Source organism: Steroidobacter cummioxidans (assembly GCF_003104955.1).
In genome coordinates, this window is sequence record NZ_LSRW01000055.1 from 40356 (window position 1) to 65340 (window position 24985).

Below are 24985 nucleotides of genomic sequence, written 5' to 3' on the forward strand. Positions count from 1 at the left end.
GTTCACAGGCCCTTAACGCTTGTCTTATTCTGAACCTTGAGCAAAGCCAGTGCCGCCTGCTCCATGCGTCGCGGCGACATCGACGTGCGTGGCACCCGCTTCTCGACGATTCCTGCCTTCCAGGCATCGAACACGACCGGGTTGATATATGACTTACGGCAAACCGCCGGCGTGTTGCCCAAGGCCTCGGCAACGTTACGAGCCGTCGCGGCTACGCAGCCATTGAAGGCACGCTGACTCAGGGGCTCGTGACGCGACTGGCAGGCAAGGAATGCGATGGCTCTGACCGTGCCGCCCCAGGTGCGAAAGTCCTTGGCGGTGAAATCATTGTCTGTACCCATAGCCTCGCGCAGATACTCGTTCACCATGCCCGAGTCCACGGGCTGGCGCTGACCATCGTCGTCGACGTATTGGAACAGCGCCTGACCGGGCAGCTGCTGAATGTGTTTGATCAGGCGCCCGAGCCTGCGGTCATCCAACACCACTTCATGCTGGCGCCCGCTCTTGCCACGGAAGCTGAAGGAGGCACGCCCGTCCCGCAGGAACTTCACGTGCTTGTTTCTCAATGTCGTCAGTCCATAAGACTGGTTGGTGCGCGCGTACTCTTCGTTGCCGACTCGAATCAATGTTTCTTCGAGCAAGGTGACGATAACTGCCAGCACTTTGTTCTTTGGCAGGCCGGGCAACGCCAGGTCCTGCTTGAGCCGACGCCGCAGCTTGGGCAACTGCGCGCCGAACTCGGTCATCTTGGAGAACTTGCCGTTGTCGCGCGTAATGCGCCACTCGGGGTGATAGCGATACTGCTTGCGCCTGCGAGCATCGCGACCGGTGGCCTGCAAATGCCCGCGTTCCTTGGTGCAGATCCAGACTTCCGTATAGGCCGGCGGAATCGCCAGCTTGCGAATGCGCGCTAGCACGCGCTCCTCGGTGATGCGCTTGTGGTCGGGCCCGACATAGTAGAAGCCCTTGCCGCGCTTGTGACGCTCGATGCCCGGCTCGGCATCCGACACATAGATCAATCCGTTGGCGCGTGCATGCTGATGAGCCTGCAGCACCGATTCCGGGAGATCTGGCGGCAGGTCACGCATCGGCAACGATCAAATGTTAACCGGGATGGTCGGCGTGCCCTCGATGCAGCAGGCCCCAACCGATCAAGACCACGCCGATCAACAGCAGCGCGTGTACGGCGAACACAGCCATCTTGACGCCGAGCCAGAGAATGCCCCACGCCACGACCAATGCGATTCCCAACCAGACTAACGGCTTCATGCTTGCGTCTCTTGCGCCAAATGAGTGGCTGCCGTGGGAAAACGTTCGGAAAATGCCTTGGTTCCGCGCACCCGGCTCAGCGTGGTGAATTGACGGAGGATTGGCCGTGCGACACTCTGGCGCTCTCTTCCTCCGGGAGCGCGTTCCGATGTCGGTTGCCACGTTGCGTGCCTTGCTACTGGGATTGGTGGTTTGTCAGTTTGTTCCGTCGACGGGCCTGGCAGCGGCCGAGCGCCGCGCCCTCACTGCCGACGACATCAATGCCGTCCGCGACCTGAGCGATCCCCAGCTGTCGCCCGATGGGCAGTGGGTCGCTTACGTGGTGCGCACCGCCGATCCGGTCAAGGACAAGAACAACAGCCACATCTGGATGTCGAGCTGGGATGGCAAGCAGAGCGTGCAGCTCACCAACTCCGACGACAGCGAGAACATGCCGCGCTGGAGTCCCGACGGAAAATATCTGGGCTTTCTCACTGCCCGCGGTGAAGAGGACGCGCCGGAGCAAGTGTGGGTGCTGGATCGACAAGGCGGCGAGGCCAAGCCGCTCACCGGCTTCAATGGCGACGTACTGGAATTCTCCTGGTCGCCCGACGGCAAGAAGCTGGCGCTGATCGTCAACGACGAAGATCCCCGCAAACCCAGCGGCTCCGACAAGGACGGGACGCCGCCGCCCATCGTCATCGATCGTTTCTACTTCAAGGAAGACGGCACCGGCTATCTCGGCACGCAGCGCCGTCATTTGTATGTATTCGACATGGCCACGCGCAAAGCGGACAACCTGACGCCGGGCCGCTTCGATGAAAGCATGCCGAGCTGGTCGCCCGACGGCAGCCGCATCGCCTTCTATAGCAATCGCAACGAGGATCCGGATCGCAACAACGAGTACGGTTTGTACACCATCGAGCCGCGTGTCGGCGCGAGTCCGACGCTGGTCACCAAGTTTCAAGGCGATGTCGGCGACTCCTCGTGGATGAGCGCACCGACCTGGCGCCCCGACGGCCGAGAGCTCGGCTTCGTGACCGCAGGCGATCCGAAGCTCATTTACTACTCGAATCACAACCTGGCGATCGTCGCAGCGACAGGTGGCACGGCGCGCATCGTCACCCAATCTCTGGACCGCAATGTCATCGAGCCGCAGTGGTCGGCCGACGGCAAGTCGATTTACTTCTTGCTGGAAGACGATCGCAACCAAGTCCTGTCGCGCTTGCATGTGGCCAACGGCGAGATCGATCGTTTGCTCACTGGCCGGCGCGAGACGACGGATTACGATCTGGGCAGCAAAGGCCGCATCGCTTTGCTCGACAGTACGGTGGACACGCCAGACGCAATCTATGCGTTCGATGGCAAGCAGGCGCGAGTGCTGTCACATCAAAATGACGAGTGGCTCGCGAGCGCGCGGCTCGCCACGACGGAGGAGATCTCCTTCCCGTCGAAGGATGGCACTCGCATCAGCGGCTTTGTAGTGAAGCCGCCGGGCTACGTTGCCGGCCGGCGCTATCCGACCTTGCTTTGGATTCATGGCGGTCCAGTCTCGCAGTACGCGAACTCCTTCACACTGCCCTGGCAGATCTTTGCTTCTCAAGGCTATGTGGTCGTCTCTGCAAATCCTCGCGGCAGCTCGGGTCGCGGCGAAGCGTTCGCAACCGCGATTTATAAGGATTGGGGCGGCAAGGATTCGGAGGACGTGCTAAGCGCAGTGGACTACGTCGTGCAGCAGGGCATCGCCGATCCCAATCGCTTGGGCGTCGGCGGCTGGAGTTATGGCGGCATTCTCACCAACGTCGTGATCGCCAAGGACACGCGCTTCAAATCAGCCACCAGCGGCGCCTCGATCTCGAACGTGCTGGCCGGCTACGGCACGGACATGTACATCCGCGAGTACGAGATAGAGCTGGGCCAGCCATGGAAGGATCTTGACGCCTACCTCCACAACTCATACGCATTCCTGCATGCCGATCGCATCAAGACGCCAACGCTGTTCCTGTGCGGCGCTGAAGACTTCAACGTTCCTTTGCTGAACTCGGAGCAGATGTATCAAGCGCTACGCAGCCTCGGCGTGCCGACCCAGCTGGTGATCTATCCGGGTGAGCACCACGGGATTCGCAAGCCGACGTATTTGAAGGATCGGATGCAGCGCTATCTGGATTGGCACGGCAAGTATCTGAATCAGCCGCAGTCGTAAGCGGCGCTACGTTCACCGGTCAGCGCCGTTCGACAACAGCTATTTGTTCTTGGCTGTTGGGCGGCGGCGCTTGCTGGTTGGGCGCGGGTGCGACGCGCTCTGTCGCAGACCCTCGATCAATTCGTCAGCGCGATTCGTGCCTACGATCTGATCGCCCTGCAGATCATCGCGAATGCCGAGCGCTGCCGCGGCCGGTTGGCGAATGAGATACGCGCCGCGCGGCGTGAACGCCGCTGACTTCGGGTCAGATGCCGTGGGGTGATACGCCTGGTACCACCAGCGGGCCGCCTGCCAGATCGCCTCGGGACAACTCGACGCCGACGGCAATCCCGGACTGAGATCGATGCTGGCCAGGCCATGCGCCCGCTCGAGCAGCGTTGCGGACGGAATGCCGTGTCCATGCATCAACGGATTGCCGCGATCGCCGACTGCCCAGCAATAGCCCAACCACGCAACGATCTGCGCCAGCAAGTCGACGATGTTTCGCTCCTGGCCAATGCGCGCGACATGCTGCCTGATGGCGGCGTGATCGTCCGTGAACTGCAGAATCGCGATGTTGGGATAGAACCTCGAATCGCCATAGCGCGACTCGGCGTCCAGCATCACGGCTTCCAAACCGTTCCGTTCCACACGTGCGCTGCTATTGCTGATCGCATCGACCCGTGCCGTCATCAACACCTCACCGTCGATGAGCAGCCCACAGGTGGACCAGAAGCTCGGCAGTAAATCCTGTCGCAACTCCGATTGCGCGACGCGCATCCGAAAATCGACGATGGCTGTGCCACCGAGCAGCACGACGCCATCGCGATAGCCCGTCGAGCTCAGCCAGGTGAAGTTGGCCGAGTCGCCCTGGGGAGCTGCATCCGGCGGCGTCTCTTTCAGCAAAGGATTGCCGCTGGCAACATCCGAGCGGCGCAGTCCGGACAGATTCATTGGCTGATTCCTAAGAAGTATTCCTGTCGAAACGACGGTCGGCTGGCGTCGAGATCGTCCAGCCGCCACTGCGAAACGGTGCAAAACACGCGTTGTCCGCGCCGATATAACTCCAGCAGCATCGTGCCCTCGGAGGCGGAACGCAGCGACTCGTCCGTTTGCAGGGTCGTGCCGCTGAACGAATGTCGCGCCGGGAGACTCGCCTTCGCAGGTGCCGCGACCCAATTGCCGAACAGCGACAGCAACTCGCCACCAGCCACCAGCGCCAGCGGCGAGCTGATCAATTCAGTGACGCGCCGCTCGTTGCGTGCGATTGCGCCCGCTGGAAATGACGAGCGGGCAATGCGGCTGAAATGCACATCGCCGGTGAGCACGGCCGTACTGCGAGCCGAGCGGCCAATCAGATCCATCAGCTCGCTGTAGTCACGCTCATAGTCTGCAAGACGATAGTCGCCGAAGCTGCCACGGCGCTTCGAGACGCTCTCGAAGATCGGTTGGCCCAGCACCAGCACGCCCAACCCATTCGGCTCCGCAGCCCAAGCTCGGAGCTGTTGCCATTGCGTGTCGGAAAACAAACCCTCGCAGCACTCGCTGCGATTCACTCGGGTGTCCAATACCAGGAAATCCAGCGGTGGCACGCGGAATCGCTGCCCATTGGCGGTGTCGCCTTGAAACGTTTGTCCGAGCGCGCGAGCCATCGCTTGCCACGCCTTGCGCTTGCTGGGCTCACTCGTATCGAGAGCGGTTGCGCTGGGATGAGGCGCGTTGTTCCACAGCTCGTGGTCGTCGGTGCAGAACACGTTCGTTCCTTGAGTCAGGACCCTGCCCAGCCCCTGATCTGCAAACCATGTGCGCGCATAGGTCGCTGAATGCAGCTGCTCCAGCTCCGGGACGCTGTGAGATTTGATCGCGAATTCGTACCACGGCGCGTCCAGATACACTTGATCGCCCGCCCAGATCCGCAGGTGCGGCCGCAGCCCATTGCGATCGAGCTGCGAGAACAACGATGTGGCCAGGCGCGAGCGCTTGTTGCCGGTGAAGTAACAGGACGACAGCAACACTCGCAGCGGCTTGGTTTCATCGCCCAACTGCTCGGGCAAAGTGTTGAAGCGCGCTTGCACCGGCTCGCTATCGCCGAGACTCGCACTGGCTTCGTACAGGCGATCCGGCTGCAACGTCCCTTGGTCGATGAACTGATAGTGCAACGGCATGGCGCCGGTCGGCTGCCAGGCGCTGGAGCCTGCAGGAGGAAATCCCTGCCAGTCTTTCACCGGCACGGGCACGTCGATGCCGTTTACTCGCAACGAGATCGCGCCGAGCTCCGCTCTATCGACAGCCCGCGCACAAAGCCAGAGGCGAGCACTGCGCTGTGTGACCAGATGGGGCACTAAATAGAGCATGGCGCCAAATTCTGCTGATCCGTGCATTACAGCGGCAAGCGAGCGGGTCTGTCGTTATATACAGTTTTGCGCCATCATAGCCGGCGATGAGTATCGCAGCCAGCACCGCCCCGGATAGCACCCCAGTCTTTGGAGAAACCCTGAACGCCGCTCAGCGGCGGGCAGCTCTCCATGGCGCGCGCGCGGCCGAAGGATTCAGCGCTGGCCCGTTGCTGATCATCGCCGGCGCCGGCACTGGCAAAACCAACACGCTTGCCCATCGAGTCGCGCACTTGCTGCTCGAAGGCGTGGCGCCCGAGCGCATTCTGTTGCTCACGTTCACACGTCGTGCCGCCCAGGAAATGCTCCGGCGAGCGGAGCGGATCGCCACCCAAGCATTGGCCAACTCTCCGCGAGCGGGTTCGATTCATATCAACGCCGCTCGCCTGCTCTGGTCCGGGACGTTCCACTCCATTGGTAACCGGCTGATCCGTGAGTACGCGCATGTCGTCGGCCTGGAGCCGTCGTTCTCGGTCATGGATCGAGGCGACGCGGCCGATCTGCTCGACGTGGTCCGCCAGGAACTGGGCTTCTCCAAGAAAGAGAAGCGCTTTCCGCGCAAGGACACTTGTCTGGCGATCTACTCGCACAAGGTCAACAGCCGCGCGCCGCTCGCGAAAACGCTGCTGGATGCATTTCCCTGGTGTGCCGAGTGGGCCGACGATCTCACCAAACTGTTCCGCCGCTATGTCGAGCTGAAGCATTCACAGCAGCTGCTCGACTACGACGACCTGCTGCTCTACTGGCATCTGCTCGTTCAGGAATCCGAACTCGCTCAGGCCATCGGCACTCGGTTTGCGCATGTGCTGATCGACGAATACCAGGACACCAACACGCTGCAGGCCGAGATCGTGATGGCCATGAAACCGCACGGTGCCGGCGTGTGCGTCGTCGGCGATGATGCGCAGGCGATTTATTCGTTTCGTGCTGCCTCGATCGAGAACATCCTCGAATTCCCAGCGCGCTTCACGCCGGCTGCGGAGATCGTCAAGCTGGAGCACAACTACCGCTCCGTGCAGCCCATTCTCGACGCCGCAAACCTGTTGATGAGCGACAGTCCGCGGCAGTATCAAAAGGAATTGCGCTCGGGGCACGCCTCGTCTCGCCGTCCTTTCTATGTATCGGTTCAGGACGACAAGGCTCAGGCCCTCTACATCGTCGAACAGATTCTGGCCACGCGCGAACAAGGCGTCGCGCTGCGCCGGCAAGCGGTGTTGATGCGCAATTCACATCATGGCGACATGCTCGAGCTGGAGCTGATCCGGCGCAATATTCCTTACACGAAATACGGCGGCCTGAAATTCCTCGAAGCTGCGCACGTCAAGGATGTGCTCGCGCTACTGCGCTGGGCGGACAATCCACGCAATCGCATCGCCGGTTTCCGTGTGCTGCAATTGTTGAGTGGCGTCGGCCCCGCGGTGGCCGATCGTTGTCTCAAGGTCTTTGAAGCGAGCGGCTACGCGTGGCCGACGCTGGCTTCGTATCGCATGCCCTCGGCGGCCGAGCGGGATTGGGCGGGTTTGGTGGAATTGGTGAATGACCTCACCCAGGCGCGCGAATGGATCGGCCAACTGAGCCGTCTGCGCAAATGGTACGAGCCGCAGCTCGAACGCATTTACGACGCTGCGCGCGTGCGCATGGGCGATATCGAGCAGCTGGAACGGCTGGCCGGTCAGTACACGTCACGCGAGCAGTTCATCACCGAGCTGACGTTGGATCCACCCCAGGTCACCAGCGATCTGGCCGGCGATCCGGCGCGCGATGAGGACTATCTGATCCTCTCGACCATTCATTCGGCCAAGGGCCAGGAATGGGATTCGGTGTATGTGTTGAACGTGGCCGACGGCAACTTCCCGAATGAGCACGCCACTGGCCGGCCCGATTTGATCGAGGAAGAGCGACGGTTGCTGTACGTCGCAATGACGCGCGCCAAGCATGACCTGCACCTGGTCGCGCCGCTGCGGTACTACATCACTCAGCAAAGCCGCACTGGCGACGCGCATGTTTACGGCGCGCGCAGCCGTTTCATGACCGATCAGCTCATGCAATGTTTCGAGCAACGCGCATGGCCAGCGACGCCTCAAACGCCGAACAGCAAAGCCTCTGACACCAAAGTACGAATTGACGCCGCCGCTGCGCTGCGCGCAATGTGGGACTGACTCTCCCATAACAACTCTCAGGGTCCGCTCTTATGGCGAAGCGCACGGCACGCGCGTCGGCTGGCAGCAAGCGCGCGAAAACAAGAACCTTCGACGTCCGCCGCGACACGCTCGATTTCCGGGACAAGATGTATGCGCCGACCCTGATCGAAGTGCCCACCGAGCGGGAGCTGGCGCGCTATCGCGAGCTGCGCATTCCCATCCTCAACCAGGGCTCTGAAGGGGCTTGCACAGGCTATGGCCTGGCGACCGTCGTGAATTGCTTGCTGACTACACGCCGTGTGATGAGCGACTGCAATCCCGTCAGCCCGCGCATGCTGTATGAGTTGGCGAAACGCTATGACGAATGGCCGGGCGAAGGCTATTCAGGATCGAGTGCGCGGGGCGCGATGAAGGGCTGGCACAAGCATGGCGTGTGCTCCGAAACGCTGTGGCCCTCGGTGGCCACCAGGAGCAACAGAGGACAGTTGCTGACCGGACTGAATGACACCCGCACCGCCGACGCCCTGCGCCGTCCGCTTGGCGCCTACTATCGCGTGAATCACAAAGATCTCGTGGCCATGCACTCCGCCATTGCCGAGGTCGGCGTGTTGTTCGCCACATCGAACGTGCATCAAGGCTGGAGCCAGCCCGGCGATGACGGGTTGATCGAATATTCGGAAACCCAGCTCGGCGCGCATGCCTTCGCCGTCGTGGGCTACGACCGGCGCGGTTTCTGGATTCAAAACTCCTGGGGCGAGGAGTGGGGCTACGAAGGCTTCGCGTGCATCAGCTATGACGACTGGCTGCAAAACGCCACGGACGTGTGGGTCGCACGCCTGGGCGCTCCGATCGAGCTGAAGAAGAGCGGTTCGAGCGCGGTCGCGCATTCCGCTTCGGCGGGTCAATCCGCTGCGTACTCCTATCCAGATCTGCGGCCTCACATCATCAGCCTCGGCAACAACGGCGAGTTCAAAGCCGGCGGCAACTACGGCACCTCGGCCGAAGAGGTCGCGCAACTGTTCAAGAGCGAGCTGCCCAAAGCCATCGAGAATGCCGATTACAAGCACATATTGCTCTACGCGCACGGCGGCTTGGTCAGCGAAAACTCGGCGGTACAGCGGCTGGCGGATTACCGCTCGACCATGCTTGCGTCGGGCATCTATCCGTTCACCTTCATCTGGCACACCGATTATTGGACGACGGTGAAGAACGTGCTCGACGACGCGTTCAGTCGTCGCCGACCGGAAGGCGTGCTCGATTCAGCCAAGGACTTCATGCTCGATCGGCTCGATGACGCGCTCGAGCCGCTGGCCCGCGTGCTCACAGGCAAAGCGGCGTGGGATGAGATGAAGGAGAACGCGCTCGCGGCCACTCAGAGCACCAAGGGCGGCGCGCGTGCCGTGGTCGGTCATCTCAAGCGATTGGTCGACAAGCTACCGGCCAAGCAAGTGCCGAAGATTCACTTGGTCGGCCATAGCGCGGGCAGCATCTTCCATGCGCCTTTGATCACCGCGCTCAACGAGGCAGGAATCGACATCGAGTCGGTCACGCTTTGGGCGCCGGCCTGCACGGTCGAGCTGTTCAAGCAGCATTACTTGCCGGCAATCAAGAAGAGGCGCATCAAGCGGTTCGCGTTGTTCGCGCTGTCCGATAAGTCCGAGCAGGACGATCACTGCGCCAACATCTATCACAAGTCGCTGCTGTACCTGGTCTCGCACGCCTTCGAGGACAAGCCGCGCATTCCGCTATTTCGGGAAGGCGTGCCCATTCTCGGCATGGAGAAGTACCTGCGCAAGGATGCGGAGCTGACGGCGTTGTTCAAAGGTGAGCATGCCAGCCTGGTCATCTCCCCAAACAACAAGGCGCTGAACTCCATCGACGCGTCGACCGCTCTGCGTCACGGCGATTTCGACGACGACGCGGCGACGGTGAAAGCGACGTTGCGCAGGATTCTGGATGACGGCGCGGGCAAGACCGAAGTCATCAAGTTTCAGCGTTCGGCTTCGTCGTTACGGGAGCGTCGGGTACGCGCCGATAAGGCTGCGGGGTTCTGACCGCCGAGCCGGAGCAGCGCCGTCCCAACGGCAAGCGCAACGAAAATTGAATGGGCGTTCGCTCGCACGGCATGCGCTGCAAGCGCGGCTGCTTGATCGTCGGGCGTTCGCTGGGATCGTCCGAGAATCGGTCGACGATCAGGTAAGTGCCGGCTGTCAGTTGCGTGGTCGCGATCTTACCGGCGGCAAGCTCCAGTACGCGCGCCGTGCTCCTCGGTGCGATCACAATGCGCCAGGGCGCCACATTCTCGGCCAAGCTCAGCACTCGCATGTGCCGGTTGAGAAACACGACGTCGATGTTGAAGCGCATGCCGAGCGTGTGAACGCTGCCGCCCGGCACCAGGAGCAAGCCCTCCTGCTCGGGCAAGCTTCGCCGGCGTATCAAGCCGACGCAGCGTGAACGAAACGAACAAGCCATGTGCACGTGACGAGCGATGCATCGTCCGTCGGCGGTACGTAGTTCCAAAGGCTTCATGGTGCTTCCTTGCACGTCTCGATCAGAACAAGCTGAGCGCGCCCGCTTCCAGCAACTGAATCACGATCGGAAAGCCGATGATGATGAAGGTCGTGGGAAACAACAGCGCGATCAGGGGGAATAACATCTTTACCGGTGCCTGATTCGCCAGCTTCTCGGCGCGCAGGAATCGTTCCTGTCGCCGCTGGCGTGCTTGATCTGCCAGCACATCACCGAGCGAGCCGCCGGTCTGCTCGGCTTGAGTGACGGCAGCAGCAAAGTTCGTGACTGCCGGCAACATGACTCGGGCGGCGAGCCGGTCTAGCGCCGCCCGGCGTGACAGACCGGCGCGTGACTCACGCAAGTAGCGGGAGAATTCCTGTTTCACCGGGCCGTCGCGGAGTGAGTTGACGGCTTGTTCCAACGCTGCGATGAAGTTCAGCCCCGCCTTCATCGCCAGCACGAGCACATCGAGGAAAAAGGGAAAGTCCTTCTCGAAGCGTGACTGGCGGCGCTTGGTGACTTCGCGCAGCCGCAGATCGGGATACAGCATCGCCAGTGGGATGAACGCTACCGTGACTGCTATGTAGAGCGGATCTCTCAGCTTGAAGCCGAGCAGGACGGCGGTAGCGGTAATTGCGCCCACTACACCGACGACACGACGAATGATGAGAAATTCCGCTGGGCTGATGAGGTAGGCGGCGCCCGCTGCGTCGAGCTGTGCTTGCAGCACTTCGCGTCGATGTGAGGGGAGCGAGGCGTCGACTGCTTCACTGTACCAGCGCATCGCGGGTCGAAGCGCTCTCAGAAACCACGGTAGTTGATCGCGCCACGCCTCGTCGCGCGCCGGGGATGGTTCGCTGTCAGTACGCAAGGCTAACGGGAGCAGTAGCAGCAGGCCGCAACTCAAGCCGGCTAGTGACATTGCCAGGTAAAGGCTCATGATTCTCTGCTGCCGCTCGATGCTAGACGTCGATTCGCACGATCTTGCGAATCATCCACGCCGCCAGCGCCATCATCGCCGCCACGATCGACAGCACGACCCAGCCATACCATTGCGTGAACAGCAAACTCATGCGCGCGGGTTGCTGCTGATAGAGGACGAACCCGATAAAGACAGGCAAGAGCCCGACCACCCATCCCTGCGCTCGGCCCATCGACGTTAGGGCGTCGATCTTGCCTTCCATGTGCGCTTTCTCTCGCAGCGTCCTCGCAAGCGATTCGAGAGTATCGGCGAGATTCCCGCCGACGCGACGCGAAACATTCATCGCGGTGTTCATCAGATCCAGCTCCGGCGCACCGACGCGCCGACGCAGATCATCCAGCGACTCCGCTAACGGCCGGCCAACTCGCTGCTCGGCGAGCACGATGCTGAACTCCTGACTCAGCGGCGCAGGTTGACGCGCCGCCATTAGCTCCAGGCCACGCGCGAGATTGGAGCCCGCTAGTAGCGCTGAGCTCAATGCAAGCAGCGCGTCGGGGAGTTGATAGACGAAGCGCTTGCGCCGTTGGGTGGCAATGTGTGTCGCGACCAGCCACGGCCCGATGAGGCTCATGATTGTGGTAGCAACGACGCCTACCGGGCCTGCCAGGACGTAAGCAAGCGCGCCTGCGGCCACGGTCATGATCGTGCTAACAACGAACAGCGAGCGCGGGTTCGCGAGCACGAAGCTCTGCTTCAAGGTGGCGCCGATGCTGGTGATGAACGAGCGACGGTAGCTCAATACAGCTCTTATCAGCAGCGTTGCGAGCAGCACAGCGGCCACGGTTGTGCAGACGATTGGGAGGAGAAGCGTGTGTGGGAGTTGCTGCATCTCGCCTCCTGTCAGCTGACGCGTTCCGACGCGTCGGTAAAGATGCTCCGATCCAGGCGCACGCCCGCCTCATCCAATGCTTCGTAGAAAGCTGGCGGCTGACCACATCCCTGGTAGCTTCCGACAACAGCTCCGCGCGCGCCGACGCCCTTCTGTCGGAAGTTGAACAAGGGCTGCGTCAGGATCACATCGCCTTCGAGCCCTTCGACAGCCACGATGGCGGTGACACGCCGGCGCCCATCGCTGAATCTGGACAGCTGCACGATGATGTCGACGGCTGACGCAATCTGCTCCCGAATCGCACGGACCGGCAGGTCCATGCCAGCCATCAGCACCATCACTTCCAGGCGTGACAGCAAGTCTCGCGGCGAGTTGGCGTGCCCGGTCGTGAGCGAGCCATCGTGACCGGTGTTCATGGCTTGCAGCATGTCCAGCGCTTCGCCACCGCGACACTCGCCGACGATGATTCGATCGGGCCGCATGCGGAGCGCGTTCCGCACCAGATCGCGAATAGTGACTTCACCACGGCCTTCGACGTTCGCCGGCCTCGCTTCGAGCGACAGCACATGAGGTTGTACGAGCCGCAGCTCGGCGGCGTCTTCGATGGTGACGATGCGCTCGTTGCTGTGAATGTACTCGGATAGTGCGTTAAGGAACGTCGTCTTGCCGGTGCCCGTACCGCCCGAGACGATGATGTTCTTCCGATACTGCACGCAAATCTTGAGAAACTCGGCCATCGCTGTAGTCAGCGCGCCGATGTCCACCAGCTTGATCATGGAATAGCGCTGACCGGCGAAGCGCCGGATGGTGAGGATCGGCCCGATCAACGAGAGCGGCGGAATGATCGCGTTGACTCGCGATCCGTCCGGCAACCGCCCGTCGACCATCGGCACCCCTTCATCGATGCGCCGACCCAACGGCGCCACGATGCGTTCGATCACGCGCATCAAGGATTCGCCACTGATGAAGCGAGCGGGGACGGCGCAGAGCAGGCCATTTCGCTCTACATAGATCTTGTTTGGACCATTCACCATGACTTCGCTGATCGAGTCGTCGTGCAAGTAGGGCTCGATCGGACCGTAGCCCATGATCTCTGCGGTCATCTCCTGCACGAAGCTGTGGAGGTCCAGGCTCGCTGGCAGCCGCACCGATCCCGATGCGAGGATGGTTTCAATGGCTTGTTTCGCTTCCGCTCGCAGATCCGTGTCTGCAAGCGTGTTCAACGCGGTACGGCGGAACAAATCCAGCTCGCGTAGCACCAGTGGCTGAAGTTGTTCCTTGAGGGCCGCTGACAACTCGATGTGCGGTGTGGTCATCGTGCGTTCCTTCGCTGTGGTCTTCGTCAATCCAGATAGCGGAGATGCGTCCAGGAGCGACGCACGTGCTCGGCGACATGCGTCAACTTGCCCCTCAATGTCACCACTTGCATCACCACCATGGGCTTGCCTTCGCGATGGCCGCAAAAGACCCGCACGTCGACGGGCACGCTCTGCGGCTCTGCCTGAAACGTCGCTTCGTAGCCGATCATGTCGCCGTATTGCGCTTGAGTGATTTGCTCTGGCGGATGCGTGCGATAACGAACCGCCATCTGATGCATGACTCCGCGAGCTGCGGATTCGAGCTCGCCGGGCTCGAACTTCAGTACCGGCGCGATCGTCCAGCTCATGTGGGTTGGTGGGTAAGTGAGGGCGGGTGTCTCCGCGGTGAAGGTCAGTGCGCTGGGCCTTCGCTCCAGACTGGTTTCCCACTCGGGATCTTGTTCGGTCCAGATTTCGAGATTCATTTCAGGCAACCGATGAATGATCATTGGACGGCCCACCCTGGTTGTCGCGCTGACGTCGATCGGTCCGATCGTGCATAGACCTGCAATGAGCAGCGCCGCGCGCGTCATGGCGCGGCTCCATTCGATTGCGCCGCTATCAAGCCGATCAGGAAGGTGGTCGTCGTTGCGACCAGACCGCCCCAGTGATTCGAGCGTCTGAATGCATTACGCCAGCTCAGTCGGGACATCAGAAACATGACCAGCCAGATGAGGGCGTACGAGAGTACGAAGCGGCCCAGGAGATTGCCGAGCAGGTAAGCGGTCATGGGAGTGACCTCGCTCTGTCGCTCGTTGAGGCTGCGAGGCTGTCGGCTGCGTTGAGCGTTCCGTTGCTTGGCGGTTTCATTGGCGGGGTTTCTGCTTGGGGCGTGTGCCGTTAGGGTGGTGGTGGCGTGTAGATCACGCGGAGTTGCTGTTCGGTGATGTTGGTGTAGTCGGCCAATAGCTCGCGCACTCGGTGGGCGGGCTCTTCCAGGCCGATGTGCCATTCAATGGGCACGCCGCCCGCTTTCGCTGCGGCTCGCACCTGCCGCTTCGCTTCGTTCAACACCGGGCCGTCCCAGCCTCTCAGGCCCCATTCTTTGGGGTGGCTCTTCAGACGCCGGAATAGTTTGGCGTAGAGCAATACTTTGCGGTCGGGGTCGTAACCGTCGAAGTTGATGCAATGGACGGTGTACTTGCGATTCGCCGGGGCGCCGCTGATAAATTGCTCGTAGATCGTTTCTTCCTGATCTGGCGGCCAGCCTTCTATTGCGTACGTCGCGTCGTTCACCAGACCGAATTCGTCGAGCACATCCCGCACTCGCTTTCCCGCCGCAACGTCGGCTGGGTTGTTGGCGTCGGGCATGTGAGGGGTTGTTTCAATGAGAATGCCGTTGGCGAAGGGCTCGTGACGGATGTCGGGTGGGAGGCAATTCGCGAGGTGGGGGAAGGGGAGGTAGAAGAGCCATTGGCCGGCGTAGGAAGTTCGGCTCTGACCTTTTACTGCGCGCTCATAATCGTACAACGTGATGCCGCCGACCCTGCATTCCCACGTTTTGATGAGCGCCTGTAAGAACTGTCGAAGGCGGGCCGGGCTTCGATCGCCATCGACGGGCAACTCCATAACAGTCCCACCGTCGGGCTCTGAAGAAATGGAGCACCCTCGTAGGCGGAGATACACCCCGCCATCGTCCGCAGGCAGAAGCGATCGGTCCTCCGCGTAAGCGCAATATGAGACAGCGAATCCACTGCGGCTAAGTGACTCGCTGCCAAGCCCTCCTCCAGGAGACAGCTTAAGAAAATCGCTCGCGTGGCTCTCATCGAACGCGTGCCTACGGATCAACTCGGCTGATAGCTGCTTGTCTAGCGGCGATAGTGGTAATGGTTCAGGAGCAACTATCGCTAGCCTCTGGAAGGAGGCCTCCAACGTTGCGAGGGTTGCCAGGACGTCTTGGCTCTTCTGCTGATACGTACCAAAGTCTGGCCTTTCCCAAGTACCGCCCGAGGTCCACAGGGAGATTATGCGGCTAGTGTCCTTCATACGCCTTGCCTCTGTATGTCGGACAACGGAGTGTAAATCACAGTGATTCTGTCCCTGTCGACGCGTCGGGTAATGCCTCTATCCAATATCGCGCTGATCCGCAGAGCCATTTCCTCATCCACGACCCGCCACTCAACAGCTGTATCCGCTGTCCTCACAGCTGCGATCTGACGTTCGGCTTCCGCTAAGAGTCTCTCGGTCATGAGTTGCTTCAGCGGCTCCGACCGACACTTGTCTCCCAACGGGCACTCCTGCGTCCAATGCTTCGCATCTAACAACACGCCGCGCTGTGCGTCGTATCCATCGAAGTGCACGCCGTTGACATTGTACTCAACACCGCGGGGTGCGCCGGTGATGAGTTCCTGGTAGCGATAGGCATCGTTGTCCGGGCGACTGATGGAGGACCAGGTGCCAGGCCCACCATCGCTGGCACCGACAGCAAAATTGCTTGGGCTGCGTGGGACGGAATAGCGGACACGGACAGTGCAGGTCGCGTTGTGCGCCCAGACGCGTTCGTCGCCGACGAAGTAGCTCGAATCACTCGCGACCGTGAGATTGAAAACCGGCAGCGGCGCATCGACGCGGCGGTTCGCGAGGACGAGCGTGTCGCCGTCGGCGGTGGCGATGGGCGCGCCCAGTTCGATGTCGCGAACGGCAGTCCAGCCACGGCCTTGCACCCAAAGCGGATGCTCTTCAGTAACCGTAAGCCGTGACGCTTCCGTCTCAACGACGTGGTAAGCCGACGCGCGTCGCTCGAATACATGAGTGACGAGCCTCTGCTGATCGCGATAGTCACGATCGCTACGCGCATCCACCCATTCGCCAGGCTCGAGCGCTTGAATGGGAGCACTGCGATCACCGCTCCAAACGGGCGTGTCGGCGGCGAAGCTCGCGCAGCCGAGCTCATGTTTGGTGGCATCGGCGGCTGCTCGAAGTCCAGCGCGACCGAAGCGGGCGAGCTTCGCCGCGAGCTTGAGCATGAAGGCTGGGCTGACGTAGCTGCCCAGCACGCGGCCGCGATCGAACGCATCACATTCGATGAGCTGGCTGAAGTCGTGGCCCAGCGCGGCACCGATGGTGCGCGCGGTGCCGGCGGGGTCCTCCATGAAGGACATCGCCAGCTCATAGATGCCGCGCGCCGTTTCGATCGGGTGCGTGATCGCAGCGATGAGATCGCCGATTTGATCGCGCAGTCCTTCCCAGAAGCCGCGCACAAATTCGTACGCGCCGGCAGCGAGGCTGCGCAGCTCATCCCAAACGCGGCCCAGCGCGCTGCGATCTTCAGGAGTGGGCGGAGCATCGCCCGTTGCGACAGTGCAGAGCGGCTGTTCATTCCCAACGCCGGAAGAGCCGCTATCGCTTTCCTCGTCGCCGGCGTCGTTATCGTCTGCATCGCGCGGCGGTGGTGCGTGGCCCTCGCCGAAGCCAAAGAAGCCCTCGCCCAGCGAGCTGCCTCTGCCATCTGCAGTCCCGGACGAGCTATCCGTATCGCCGGACGCAGCTCCACCGTCGTTGCGACCGTCACCGTGACCCGGCGTGCCGGCTCCGGCGGCGATTCGTTCAACCTCTGGAAGATCCGCACGCGAAACCAGCAGCTCGCTAGAGCGCAGCGGGCTCTGCATGCGCACAGTCGCCGTTGCAGTGATTGGCAACCGAGTCCGACGCAGCTGCTGCTGATGAAATGCATCGCTGTCACGCGTCATCCCGAGCAAGCGCGAGATGAAGCCGTTGATCAGCGGAACCTTCAGCTCGTATCCATACGTGACCTCGATGCGCAGCAGGTTCGCATCTTGAATGTTGAGGCCGCCGCTCGTGCCCGGGCGCGTATCGCGGGTATGGAGGCGATCATTCGGCAGCTCGCGAACGCCATCGACCTCAACGGCGAAATCATCGAATGCTTCGCGCGTGGGATTGAGGATGCGAATGCGCGCATCGGTGCGGAGCTCACCTTCGAGCCGAGCGATGGATTCGGCGACGCCTGCTAACGAAGCATCCGGTGACGTGAGGGGTGCCAGGCCCTGGGCGAGACCGCGGCGAATGGCGGCAGGCGTCGCATTCGAAACGGCGCCAGCGCGTGCCGCCTGTAAGGCCGCATGATTCAGCGTCGCCTTCGCTTGATAGACGAAGCCGAACTGAATCACCGCCAGGATGACGACGAGCAAGAGCGGCAATGCAATCGTCGCTTCGACAATTGCAGCTCCGCGTTGCCGTCGCCCACGGCGTGTCGTGTCGGTCACATCCATGTGACGCTCTCGTTTTCCTTTGGGCTTGGGAGTCGGCGCTAGTCTTTCAACCGTGGCTTGAGCGCTTCGTCCGACTCACGCTTGAGTCGATCGAAACGTTGCACGCCTTCGCTGACGACCGTCGAATCGGTACCAATGATTTCCGGCGTGACCAGCACGACTAGCTCTGTCTCGCCGCGTCGGAACTGCCGCGACTTGAACAACTCGCCAATGATGGGCAACGCGCCGAGTCCTGGGATTTTCGCGACGTTTTTCGCATCGTCGGCGCTGAACAGACCGGCGACGATCATGGGCGCGCCGGAGTGCACATTCATTTCTGTGTTGGTCTTACGAGTTGCAAACCCCGGAATGCCGAGCACAGCATTGGCCTTGTCGACGCTGCTCACCTCGACGCCGACTTTGGTGCGGATCAAGCCGGCGTCGTTGGCGCGCGGCTCGACATTGAGCAGGATGCCGAATTGCTTGAACACGACGTTGAGCGCGCCATCCTGGTTCTGAACCGGAATCGGCACTTCGCCGCCCACGACGAAGTCAGCCTGACCGCCACTAATGCAGGTCAAAGTGGGCTCGGCCAGCAGACGCGCGTCGCCGCGAGTCAGGAGCAAACGAATGACCGAATCCAGGCTCGACGTCATATCCACGCCGTTGTCGGTGCTAAGCACGGGGCCCGCGGCGACATCGGCCCAATCGACGCCGATGTCCCGTAGCGCCGATTTGCGAACTTCGATGAGCTTGGCCTTGATGAGAATCGTCGTCTCGGCTTGCAGGGTCGGCGCCGCAGTTGCGATCGGATCGAGGATGCCGAGTACTTGCACGAGATAGGCAACACTCGTTCCGTCACGCGACCAGATGCGCAGATCCGTCGTGCCCGCTTTACGCCCGAGCACCAGAATCTCCTGGGTGTCGTCGAGCACTTTGATATCGATCGTCGCGCCATCGCCGGCCGATACCCGTTTCGCCCCTGGCGAGCGAATCAGCAGACTCTGGCCCACAGGCACCGAGAGGACTGAAACCGGCGCTTGCTGAAGCGCTTCCGTGGTCGAGGTGGCGAGCATCAGCGCGCTCATCAACCAAGCGCCGAATAGAACAGTGGCGCTCATGATTCAAACCCCGCCAAGGATGACTTGAACGCGCAGACGCGGGCGAACCGATGAATTCGGAGCGTCGCCCCTCAGCAAGCTCGTTTTCGTAACGTGAGCTATGCGCGTGATCGTTTTATCGTTGGGTTGGCGCAGGGCCACGGTGACTCTTCCAGCCTCCTGCGCGAGCGTAATCTTTGCGACGTCCGCAGGACTCACGGCGACTGTGATGGTTCGAAACGGGCCTGACTGCAATCGATCCGGCAGCGAATGCTCATTGGCTTGCGTTCTCAGACCCGTTGCAATGACCGGCACAGAGAACAGCAACGGCACAGTGACACTGTCGTTCGTAGCCGCCGTCGTGAAGAGCAGATCGATGCGATCGCCCGGCGCGAGCATTCCCGCGATCGACGCCTGTTCATCGACGGGGAATGTCAGCGCTCGCATACCCTCAGGTAATTGTGCTGAGAATCCCGCGCCGGCGCCTTGAGCAAGGTGAGCGGACAGAATCGTCTCGCCGCTGCGAACGGCACGCGACAGGACTCGCCCAGCAATCTCTCCCCACTGCTCCGAGCGCATGGCCTCGGCATGCAGAAACGCATCCGGCACTTCCCGAACTGCGACCGTTTGGCCCGAGAGCACTGTGCCGGGCGGCAGGTTCGTCTTCGCAACAACGACGTTGACAAGCCGGTACTGCCTTTGAAGCTGCTCGCGCTCCGCTTGCACTTCGTCGTTGATATAGCCTTTGACGAAGTACGCCGCGCCTCCGCCAGCCGCGAGCGCACCACCCAGCATGAGTGTGGTGATCCAGATGCCTTTCATTGCTCGTTCCTTGAGCGTTCGAGAATCAGAATGGAATCATCAGTGCCCAGGAGAATTCATCGTGATGCTCGGCCAGCAGTGCCAATGCCGCCTGGGCGCCTCGCCAGACCACCATCAATCCAGCAAGGATCGCGATGTATTCCGCTGTGCCCCAACCGCGTTGATCGCGCCGCGAGTTCATGACTTTTTCCAGGTAACGACGATGGCGGTGGCCGCGGGGCGCGTCGCGTCGGGCATGATGACGAGCAATGCGTGCTCTGCCTGACGCTGTGCTTCGAGCACGAAGCCGCGATAACTTTCCTGTGTGGGACGCGTGTTGACGATGCTCCAGCCGCTAGTGATCAAGAGCTGAGAAAACGCCTGCGCCTCCGTGAACGGCGCGCGTTCGCTGGACAGACCGATGTGCTCCGACTGCATTCCCGCATCGTCGTACTGCTGCAGATTGACGATGCGGGCGGTCGACGGTCGCGGAAAATCCGTCTGTAACTTGAGCACAGTGGGATCGAGTGCCGGACTCACCAGAATCGTCCCCTCACTTCCCGCCGAGCTCGAACGAGCGTGCACAGTGATGAAATGATCGCGCGACCTGACCATCAGCACGTGCCATGGAGAGTTCACCCAGCGACGCACGTCATGACTGCCCGACGTTTTACGTTCAGATTCGTAGTGAGCGAGCACCGCGTCCGGCGACAGTCGCGACTCGAACGCCTTCAATGTCATTGGCAAACCGTTCATTCGCATGCTGCGAGCAATCCATTGCGCAGAGCCTTGCGGGGGAGCCGCGAGATCAGGCAAAGCCAGGCGTTCGGCATTCGCCGGCATCGCTAACGAAATCAGAAGCACCGCACCCATTCGGGATATATGGGTCAACATGACTCACTCACCTTCACGCTCGACGACATACGCAGCAGGCAGAGCGTTCGAGCGCGGGCGCAGTTGAGGATCCCAGCCATATTGACCCTCGCCGTACAGCGGACCGCCCTTCGTGAGTGCCTGCATCGCAATGACTCGTCCGGGAAGCTCGAGAGCTTCGATCAGCTCGCTCGCTGTGATCCGATCCACTCTGCGCCCGAACTCGTTCTCGTCCCGGGGCGACCAGGTGTCGCTCAGCAATGCGCCACTAGCACGCTGCGTAAGCGGTGAATCACGCTGTGCGAGCAGCGGCTGAAGGTTTGCTTCAATCGTCGCACTCACAAAGGAGTGACGGTTCAAGTTGAGATCGTCCATCCGCAATGAAGTGGCCGCGACGCCGAGCGGCCCGGTTCCGTGCGCCAATCCGGGCATCAGCAGGTAACCCGCATCCACGGGAGCTGCGTCATCCGATGATTGAAAAGAGATAGCGCTTCCGACGGGAGTGGTAAGCAAGGATCGGCGATGGTGCCGCCAGAGAGGATTCTGCGAGACGCCTTCGGAACGCAGTGAATCGCTAGCCGTCACGCCCGTGTTGGGAGCGCCGAACGTTCGATCGAGCGCTTCCATCCTGACATCTGCATCCGCCTTGGCGTTATCGGTCCACACAGTGCGTTCCCACACCGAGTAGCGAAGCGCATCGAAAGTCTTGTGTTTCACATCCAGCTGCTTGCCGAGCAGCGCGATGCAGCCCAGGAAAGGTGAAAGCACGGCCAGGGCGACGATAGTCTCGACGATGGCATTGCCGCGGTTCGTGGACCGCATGATTAAAAGCTCCACGTAACGGGCGCGAGCTTCGCTTCCCAGAACGGGTTGAACAGATTTGCGTACTCGTGCCTGCGCTCGCCTAACGATACGAACGCGGAACCACGCGGCCGGCGAAACTCCACGCGAGCAACAGCCGCGACGGCCAATGGCTGAGCTGTCGCAGTCATACCGAGCAAATCGGCGGTCGCAACGCTCGCCTGAGCTTTGGTCGCAATCGCGGCGATACGAAGCGATGCGTCGCTTGGTGACCCGGAAACGTTGTAGTAGGCCGGCACACCGGCGTATCCCGAGTCGAATTCGCGAGCGCTGGCAGTGCTGACTCGATCGCCAATTCGCTGCCAGCGATGCCAGCCAAATACGCCGCGCGTACGAAACTGGAGCTGATCCTCCGCACGCCAGTCAGCGCCGCTGTCGCTCTGGCTGATCGTCGTTGCTCCTCGCTTGCGCAGCTGAGCCGCGAGCAGGTTCTCCCGCCAACCACGCTCACCGACGATCCAACGTTGCAGATCGGAGTTGCCACGCAAACTCGCGTTTACGAGCTGCTGCATCGAATTGCGATCGCGGCTCGTCGTGTAGCGCTGGATGAAGGACGGCACCGCCGCCGATTGCGTCATCAGCTGCGCTTCGAGCAGCGCGTGCAGCTCCTCCGGCATGCGCGAAATCGCTTCGCCGTCATTGATGCGGATGTACGGGTCGTACCTGCGACCGGTCTGTTCCATCAGGTTCTGTACATTGCGGAACGCAAGCGAAGCATGTGCTTCCGCCTGCGCCGCGCGAATGTTTGCGTTCCATGCATCGATCGCGGGTATCGCTGTTTCGGCCGCCTGCTCGGTCGCGTTACGAACCTGAGCCGAGATCTGCTCGGCCATGTCGACGTACTGACCGACGTAGGGAATCCACTGGGTGACGCGATCGATCGACTCGAGCGAGTCGTTGATATACCGCACCCAACTCACATAGGAGACGAAGTGCCCGACGGCAACGTGATTGGCGATCATGGCTCGGTTCCCGTAAGCGATGAAGTTGAGATGACGTGCGGTCCACACCGCACCGCTATACGCCGCGGCATCCGCGGCGTTAGCCACCTGCGATCGCTCCGTGACCTTTTGTCCGGTGTTGAACATCACCACCAGCACCGCACTGCTGATGAGCGCACCGAACAGGGCGACCGGCGCGATCTGTCCGCGATGACGCTTACTGAGCCGCATTGGTTTGCTGGTTGTAGGTCGACAGACTGTCCGCCTGAGCCGCGCGGTTCTGAGCCGTCGTTGCTGAGGCCTGCGCATCGCTGATGTCTTGCGCGCCCGATTGGCCGGCCATCTCGCGGCTCATGCCGGCCAACTGGTTTTGCAGTACGTCGCCGAAGGCGGCGAACAAGCCGATGCCGGCAACGGCCACGAGCGCAGTAATGATGATGTACTCGCTCATTCCCTGGCCGCGTTGAGTGGCGCGCAGGCGCGCGCTCGAAGTCATGTGTTTGCTATCCATCGCTGCTCTCCACTGGGTCGGTGAGCGACACAGTACGAGCGCGCGGCTGGCGAAAAACGCCAGATAGATGCGTGTTCGTCGAGAAATGGCCCTGCTGTTTTCCTTTGAAACGTGAACGGGTATCGTGCCGCACCAGCAAATTTCGGGAGGACGCGATGCGTTTAGCAGTGCAGTTGGCGTTGGGATTGGCGGCCGTGGTCGGTTCGGCGCAAGCCGCCGAGCCCACTCAGCCCATCGTGCTGAAAGCGGCTTATCTGTTCGACAGCAAGTCGGGCAATCTCACCAACGGCGGCGCCGTGCTGGTGGAGGGCGACAAGATCAAGGCGCTCGGCTCCCAGGCCGTGCCGGCCAATGCAAAGGTGATCGATCTCGGCGATGCCACGCTGTTGCCGGGCTTCATCGATGCCCACACTCACATCACCGACGAGGGCCATAGCGACTTTTACAAGGGCTTCCACGCGCAGATGTATCGGTTCGCCGCCGAGCAGTCGTTTTACGGCGCCGTGTATGCAAAGCGCACCCTGGATGCAGGCTTCACGACGGTGCGTAACGTGGGTGCCGGTGAGTTCGTCGACGTGGGTCTGCGTAACGCCATCAACAACAATCTCACGCCGGGCCCGACGATTTTGACGGCAGTTCACTCGGTGGGCTCGACCGGCGGTCACTGCGATCAGGGGCCGTTCCCGCCCGATCGCGTCGCGCCGCTCGGTGTCATGGACGGTGTCTGCAATGGCGCCGACGAGTGCCGCGCGGCCGTGCGCTACCAGCTGAAGTGGGGCGCCGACGTAATCAAGATCTGCTCATCGGGTGGCGTGCTCTCGGAAGCCGATCCGGTGGATGTGCCGCAACTGACGCCGGATGAGCTCAACGCCATCATGTCCGAAGCGCATGCCTGGAAGCGGAAAGTGGCCGCGCACGCGCACGGCGATCTCGCTGCCCGACAGGCCGTTGAGGCCGGTGTGGACTCGATCGAGCACGGCAGCTTTCTTAGCGACGAGACGCTGAAGCTGATGAAAGCGAAGGGCACTTACCTGGTGCCGACGCGGCTGGCGGTCTGGTGGGTGAACCAGGTGGCCGACAAGTTCCCGCCAGCGATTGCAGCCAAGGCGCGCGCGACCCTTCACGAGCATGAGCGGATGTTCCGCTCGGCGTTGAAGATGGGTGTGCCGATTGCGTTTGGCACCGATTCGGGCGTCTCACCGCACGGCATGAACGCCAAGGAGTTCAAGTTGCTGGTGGACATCGGCATGCAGCCGGCCGCAGCGTTGATTTCCGGCACGCGTGAATCGGCGAAGCTGCTCGGCATTGCCGATCAGGTGGGCACGCTCGAAGCGGGCAAGATCGCCGACATCGTCGCCGTCAAAGGCAATGTGTTGAACGACATCGCCGCGACGGAACAGCCCGTGTTCGTGATGCGACACGGGGTGGTGGTGAAGCAGCCGTAACGGCTAACGCTGGTTCAGCTGAAGCGCTCGGTGAGGAACTCTTGCCAGCGCTTCCGCGCCAGCATCTGATAACCCTTGTCGAAGCTCGCCGACGAGGACAGGTAAAAATCCGGGCCGGCGCCCCCATATAAAAAGAGTTCGCGCCGCTCCGGATCGACCGCGACGAAGCGCCCCAGCCAGTTCAGCTGCTCCCGGGAAATAGTCGGGTCCGCCGTGCCGGCGTGAAACTGAACCGGCACATTCAGGCGCGCCAGCAGTGTGATCAGGTCGGGACGCGGATCGGTCTTGGATTTCTGGGTCGTTTCGATCGGCGTGTACATCGCGATCACGCCCACGACGCCGAGCGGATCGTTCAGGGCCATGCGCAGCGCCGTGTACCCGGCCGAGCCAAATCCCAGAATCACGACGGGATTGGCGTCTGGCTGGCTGCCATTCAAGTTCACGATGCCAGCGCGCACATCGCTCTGAACGTCGAGATTGAAAGACTCGCTCAGCAGCGCGTCCGGGTGAGTAGAGATCTGCGCCGCGCCGCGCTGGGCGCAATCGATCACCAGCGCTACGTATCCGGTTCGCGCCTGTCTCTTATACACATCTCCGAGCC

24 protein-coding genes are annotated in these 24985 nt (G+C 61.5%); 4 read left to right on the plus strand and 20 right to left on the minus strand.

The window, feature by feature from the left end; genetic code table 11:
* Positions 1 to 2 precede the first annotated feature (2 nt).
* Both D0550_RS23760 and D0550_RS34985 read right to left on the minus strand, forming a co-directional pair.
* Positions 3 to 1088: a DNA topoisomerase IB gene (locus D0550_RS23760; RefSeq protein WP_116811683.1), complete on the minus strand. Its 1086-nt coding sequence runs from the start codon at positions 1086 to 1088 to the stop codon at positions 3 to 5.
* A 16-nt stretch (positions 1089 to 1104) separates the two neighbouring features.
* Complete coding sequence (locus D0550_RS34985) at positions 1105 to 1269, minus strand: hypothetical protein (RefSeq protein WP_161966007.1); 165 nt, start codon at positions 1267 to 1269, stop codon at positions 1105 to 1107.
* A gap of 148 nt (positions 1270 to 1417) precedes the next feature.
* Between D0550_RS34985 and D0550_RS23765 the strand changes: the two genes are divergently transcribed.
* Complete coding sequence (locus tag D0550_RS23765) at positions 1418 to 3451, plus strand: S9 family peptidase (protein ID WP_116811684.1); 2034 nt, start codon at positions 1418 to 1420, stop codon at positions 3449 to 3451.
* Between the two features lie 39 nt (positions 3452 to 3490).
* Here D0550_RS23765 and D0550_RS23770 read toward each other — a convergent pair whose 3' ends face one another.
* Entirely contained in the window at positions 3491 to 4384 is an 894-nt protein-coding gene (locus D0550_RS23770) for a hypothetical protein (protein ID WP_116811685.1), read from the minus strand.
* On the minus strand, positions 4381 to 5784 hold the full coding sequence (locus tag D0550_RS23775) for a metallophosphoesterase family protein (RefSeq protein ID WP_153067302.1): 1404 nt from the start codon (positions 5782 to 5784) through the stop codon (positions 4381 to 4383). The genes D0550_RS23770 and D0550_RS23775 overlap by 4 nt, the downstream gene beginning before the upstream one ends.
* Positions 5785 to 5870: 86 nt before the next feature.
* Here D0550_RS23775 and D0550_RS23780 point away from each other — a divergent pair, with 86 nt between their 5' ends.
* Both D0550_RS23780 and D0550_RS23785 read left to right on the plus strand, forming a co-directional pair.
* Positions 5871 to 7982: an ATP-dependent helicase gene (locus D0550_RS23780; RefSeq protein WP_116811687.1), complete on the plus strand. Its 2112-nt coding sequence runs from the start codon at positions 5871 to 5873 to the stop codon at positions 7980 to 7982.
* A 32-nt stretch (positions 7983 to 8014) separates the two neighbouring features.
* Entirely contained in the window at positions 8015 to 10018 is a 2004-nt protein-coding gene (locus D0550_RS23785) for a C1 family peptidase (protein ID WP_116811688.1), read from the plus strand.
* Here the strand turns inward: D0550_RS23785 and D0550_RS23790 are convergent.
* The 15 genes from D0550_RS23790 to D0550_RS23855 form a co-directional block, all read right to left on the minus strand.
* The gene (locus D0550_RS23790; RefSeq protein WP_116811689.1) at positions 9948 to 10493 is read right to left on the minus strand and encodes a DUF192 domain-containing protein; all 546 of its coding nucleotides are present in this window, start codon (positions 10491 to 10493) and stop codon (positions 9948 to 9950) included. The two genes, D0550_RS23785 and D0550_RS23790, sit on opposite strands and share 71 nt — an antisense overlap.
* A 22-nt stretch (positions 10494 to 10515) precedes the next feature.
* Positions 10516 to 11259 (minus strand): type II secretion system F family protein, encoded by a 744-nt coding sequence (locus D0550_RS23795; RefSeq protein ID WP_206606497.1) that lies wholly within the window; start codon positions 11257 to 11259, stop codon positions 10516 to 10518.
* Positions 11260 to 11437: 178 nt separating this feature from the next.
* Positions 11438 to 12196, minus strand: coding sequence for a type II secretion system F family protein (locus D0550_RS23800; RefSeq protein WP_161966008.1), 759 nt, complete (start codon positions 12194 to 12196; stop codon positions 11438 to 11440).
* Between the two features lie 101 nt (positions 12197 to 12297).
* Positions 12298 to 13602, minus strand: coding sequence for a TadA family conjugal transfer-associated ATPase (locus D0550_RS23805; RefSeq protein ID WP_116811692.1), 1305 nt, complete (start codon positions 13600 to 13602; stop codon positions 12298 to 12300).
* A gap of 26 nt (positions 13603 to 13628) precedes the next feature.
* Complete coding sequence (locus D0550_RS23810; RefSeq protein WP_116811693.1) at positions 13629 to 14177, minus strand: hypothetical protein; 549 nt, start codon at positions 14175 to 14177, stop codon at positions 13629 to 13631.
* Positions 14174 to 14374 (minus strand): hypothetical protein, encoded by a 201-nt coding sequence (locus tag D0550_RS23815; protein ID WP_116811694.1) that lies wholly within the window; start codon positions 14372 to 14374, stop codon positions 14174 to 14176. The genes D0550_RS23810 and D0550_RS23815 overlap by 4 nt, the downstream gene beginning before the upstream one ends.
* A 110-nt stretch (positions 14375 to 14484) precedes the next feature.
* Positions 14485 to 15213 (minus strand): Tox-REase-5 domain-containing protein, encoded by a 729-nt coding sequence (locus D0550_RS34665; protein WP_153067303.1) that lies wholly within the window; start codon positions 15211 to 15213, stop codon positions 14485 to 14487.
* A 413-nt stretch (positions 15214 to 15626) separates the two neighbouring features.
* The gene (locus D0550_RS23825) at positions 15627 to 17873 is read right to left on the minus strand and encodes a TadE/TadG family type IV pilus assembly protein (RefSeq protein ID WP_116811696.1); all 2247 of its coding nucleotides are present in this window, start codon (positions 17871 to 17873) and stop codon (positions 15627 to 15629) included.
* A 38-nt stretch (positions 17874 to 17911) separates the two neighbouring features.
* On the minus strand, positions 17912 to 18973 hold the full coding sequence (locus tag D0550_RS23830; RefSeq protein WP_116811697.1) for a type II and III secretion system protein family protein: 1062 nt from the start codon (positions 18971 to 18973) through the stop codon (positions 17912 to 17914).
* A gap of 3 nt (positions 18974 to 18976) precedes the next feature.
* Positions 18977 to 19774, minus strand: a complete 798-nt coding sequence (cpaB, locus tag D0550_RS23835) for a Flp pilus assembly protein CpaB (RefSeq protein ID WP_116811698.1) — start codon at positions 19772 to 19774, stop codon at positions 18977 to 18979.
* A 25-nt stretch (positions 19775 to 19799) separates the two neighbouring features.
* Positions 19800 to 19955 (minus strand): hypothetical protein, encoded by a 156-nt coding sequence (locus D0550_RS34990; RefSeq protein ID WP_161966009.1) that lies wholly within the window; start codon positions 19953 to 19955, stop codon positions 19800 to 19802.
* Positions 19952 to 20509 carry a hypothetical protein gene (locus D0550_RS23840; RefSeq protein ID WP_153067304.1) on the minus strand — a complete coding sequence of 186 codons (558 nt, stop codon included), beginning with the start codon at positions 20507 to 20509 and terminating at the stop codon, positions 19952 to 19954. The genes D0550_RS34990 and D0550_RS23840 overlap by 4 nt, the downstream gene beginning before the upstream one ends.
* Positions 20510 to 20650: 141 nt before the next feature.
* On the minus strand, positions 20651 to 21448 hold the full coding sequence (locus D0550_RS23845; protein WP_116811700.1) for a hypothetical protein: 798 nt from the start codon (positions 21446 to 21448) through the stop codon (positions 20651 to 20653).
* Positions 21449 to 21450: 2 nt separating this feature from the next.
* The gene (locus D0550_RS23850) at positions 21451 to 22659 is read right to left on the minus strand and encodes a pilus assembly protein TadG-related protein (protein ID WP_161966010.1); all 1209 of its coding nucleotides are present in this window, start codon (positions 22657 to 22659) and stop codon (positions 21451 to 21453) included.
* Positions 22646 to 22939 (minus strand): Flp family type IVb pilin, encoded by a 294-nt coding sequence (locus D0550_RS23855; RefSeq protein WP_206606498.1) that lies wholly within the window; start codon positions 22937 to 22939, stop codon positions 22646 to 22648. The genes D0550_RS23850 and D0550_RS23855 overlap by 14 nt, the downstream gene beginning before the upstream one ends.
* Before the next feature lie 155 nt (positions 22940 to 23094).
* Here D0550_RS23855 and D0550_RS23860 point away from each other — a divergent pair, with 155 nt between their 5' ends.
* Entirely contained in the window at positions 23095 to 24384 is a 1290-nt protein-coding gene (locus D0550_RS23860) for a metal-dependent hydrolase family protein (protein WP_116811702.1), read from the plus strand.
* Between the two features lie 14 nt (positions 24385 to 24398).
* Here the strand turns inward: D0550_RS23860 and D0550_RS23865 are convergent.
* Positions 24399 to 24985: dienelactone hydrolase family protein (locus tag D0550_RS23865; RefSeq protein ID WP_174842512.1), on the minus strand; the 587-nt coding region annotated here is incomplete at its 5' end.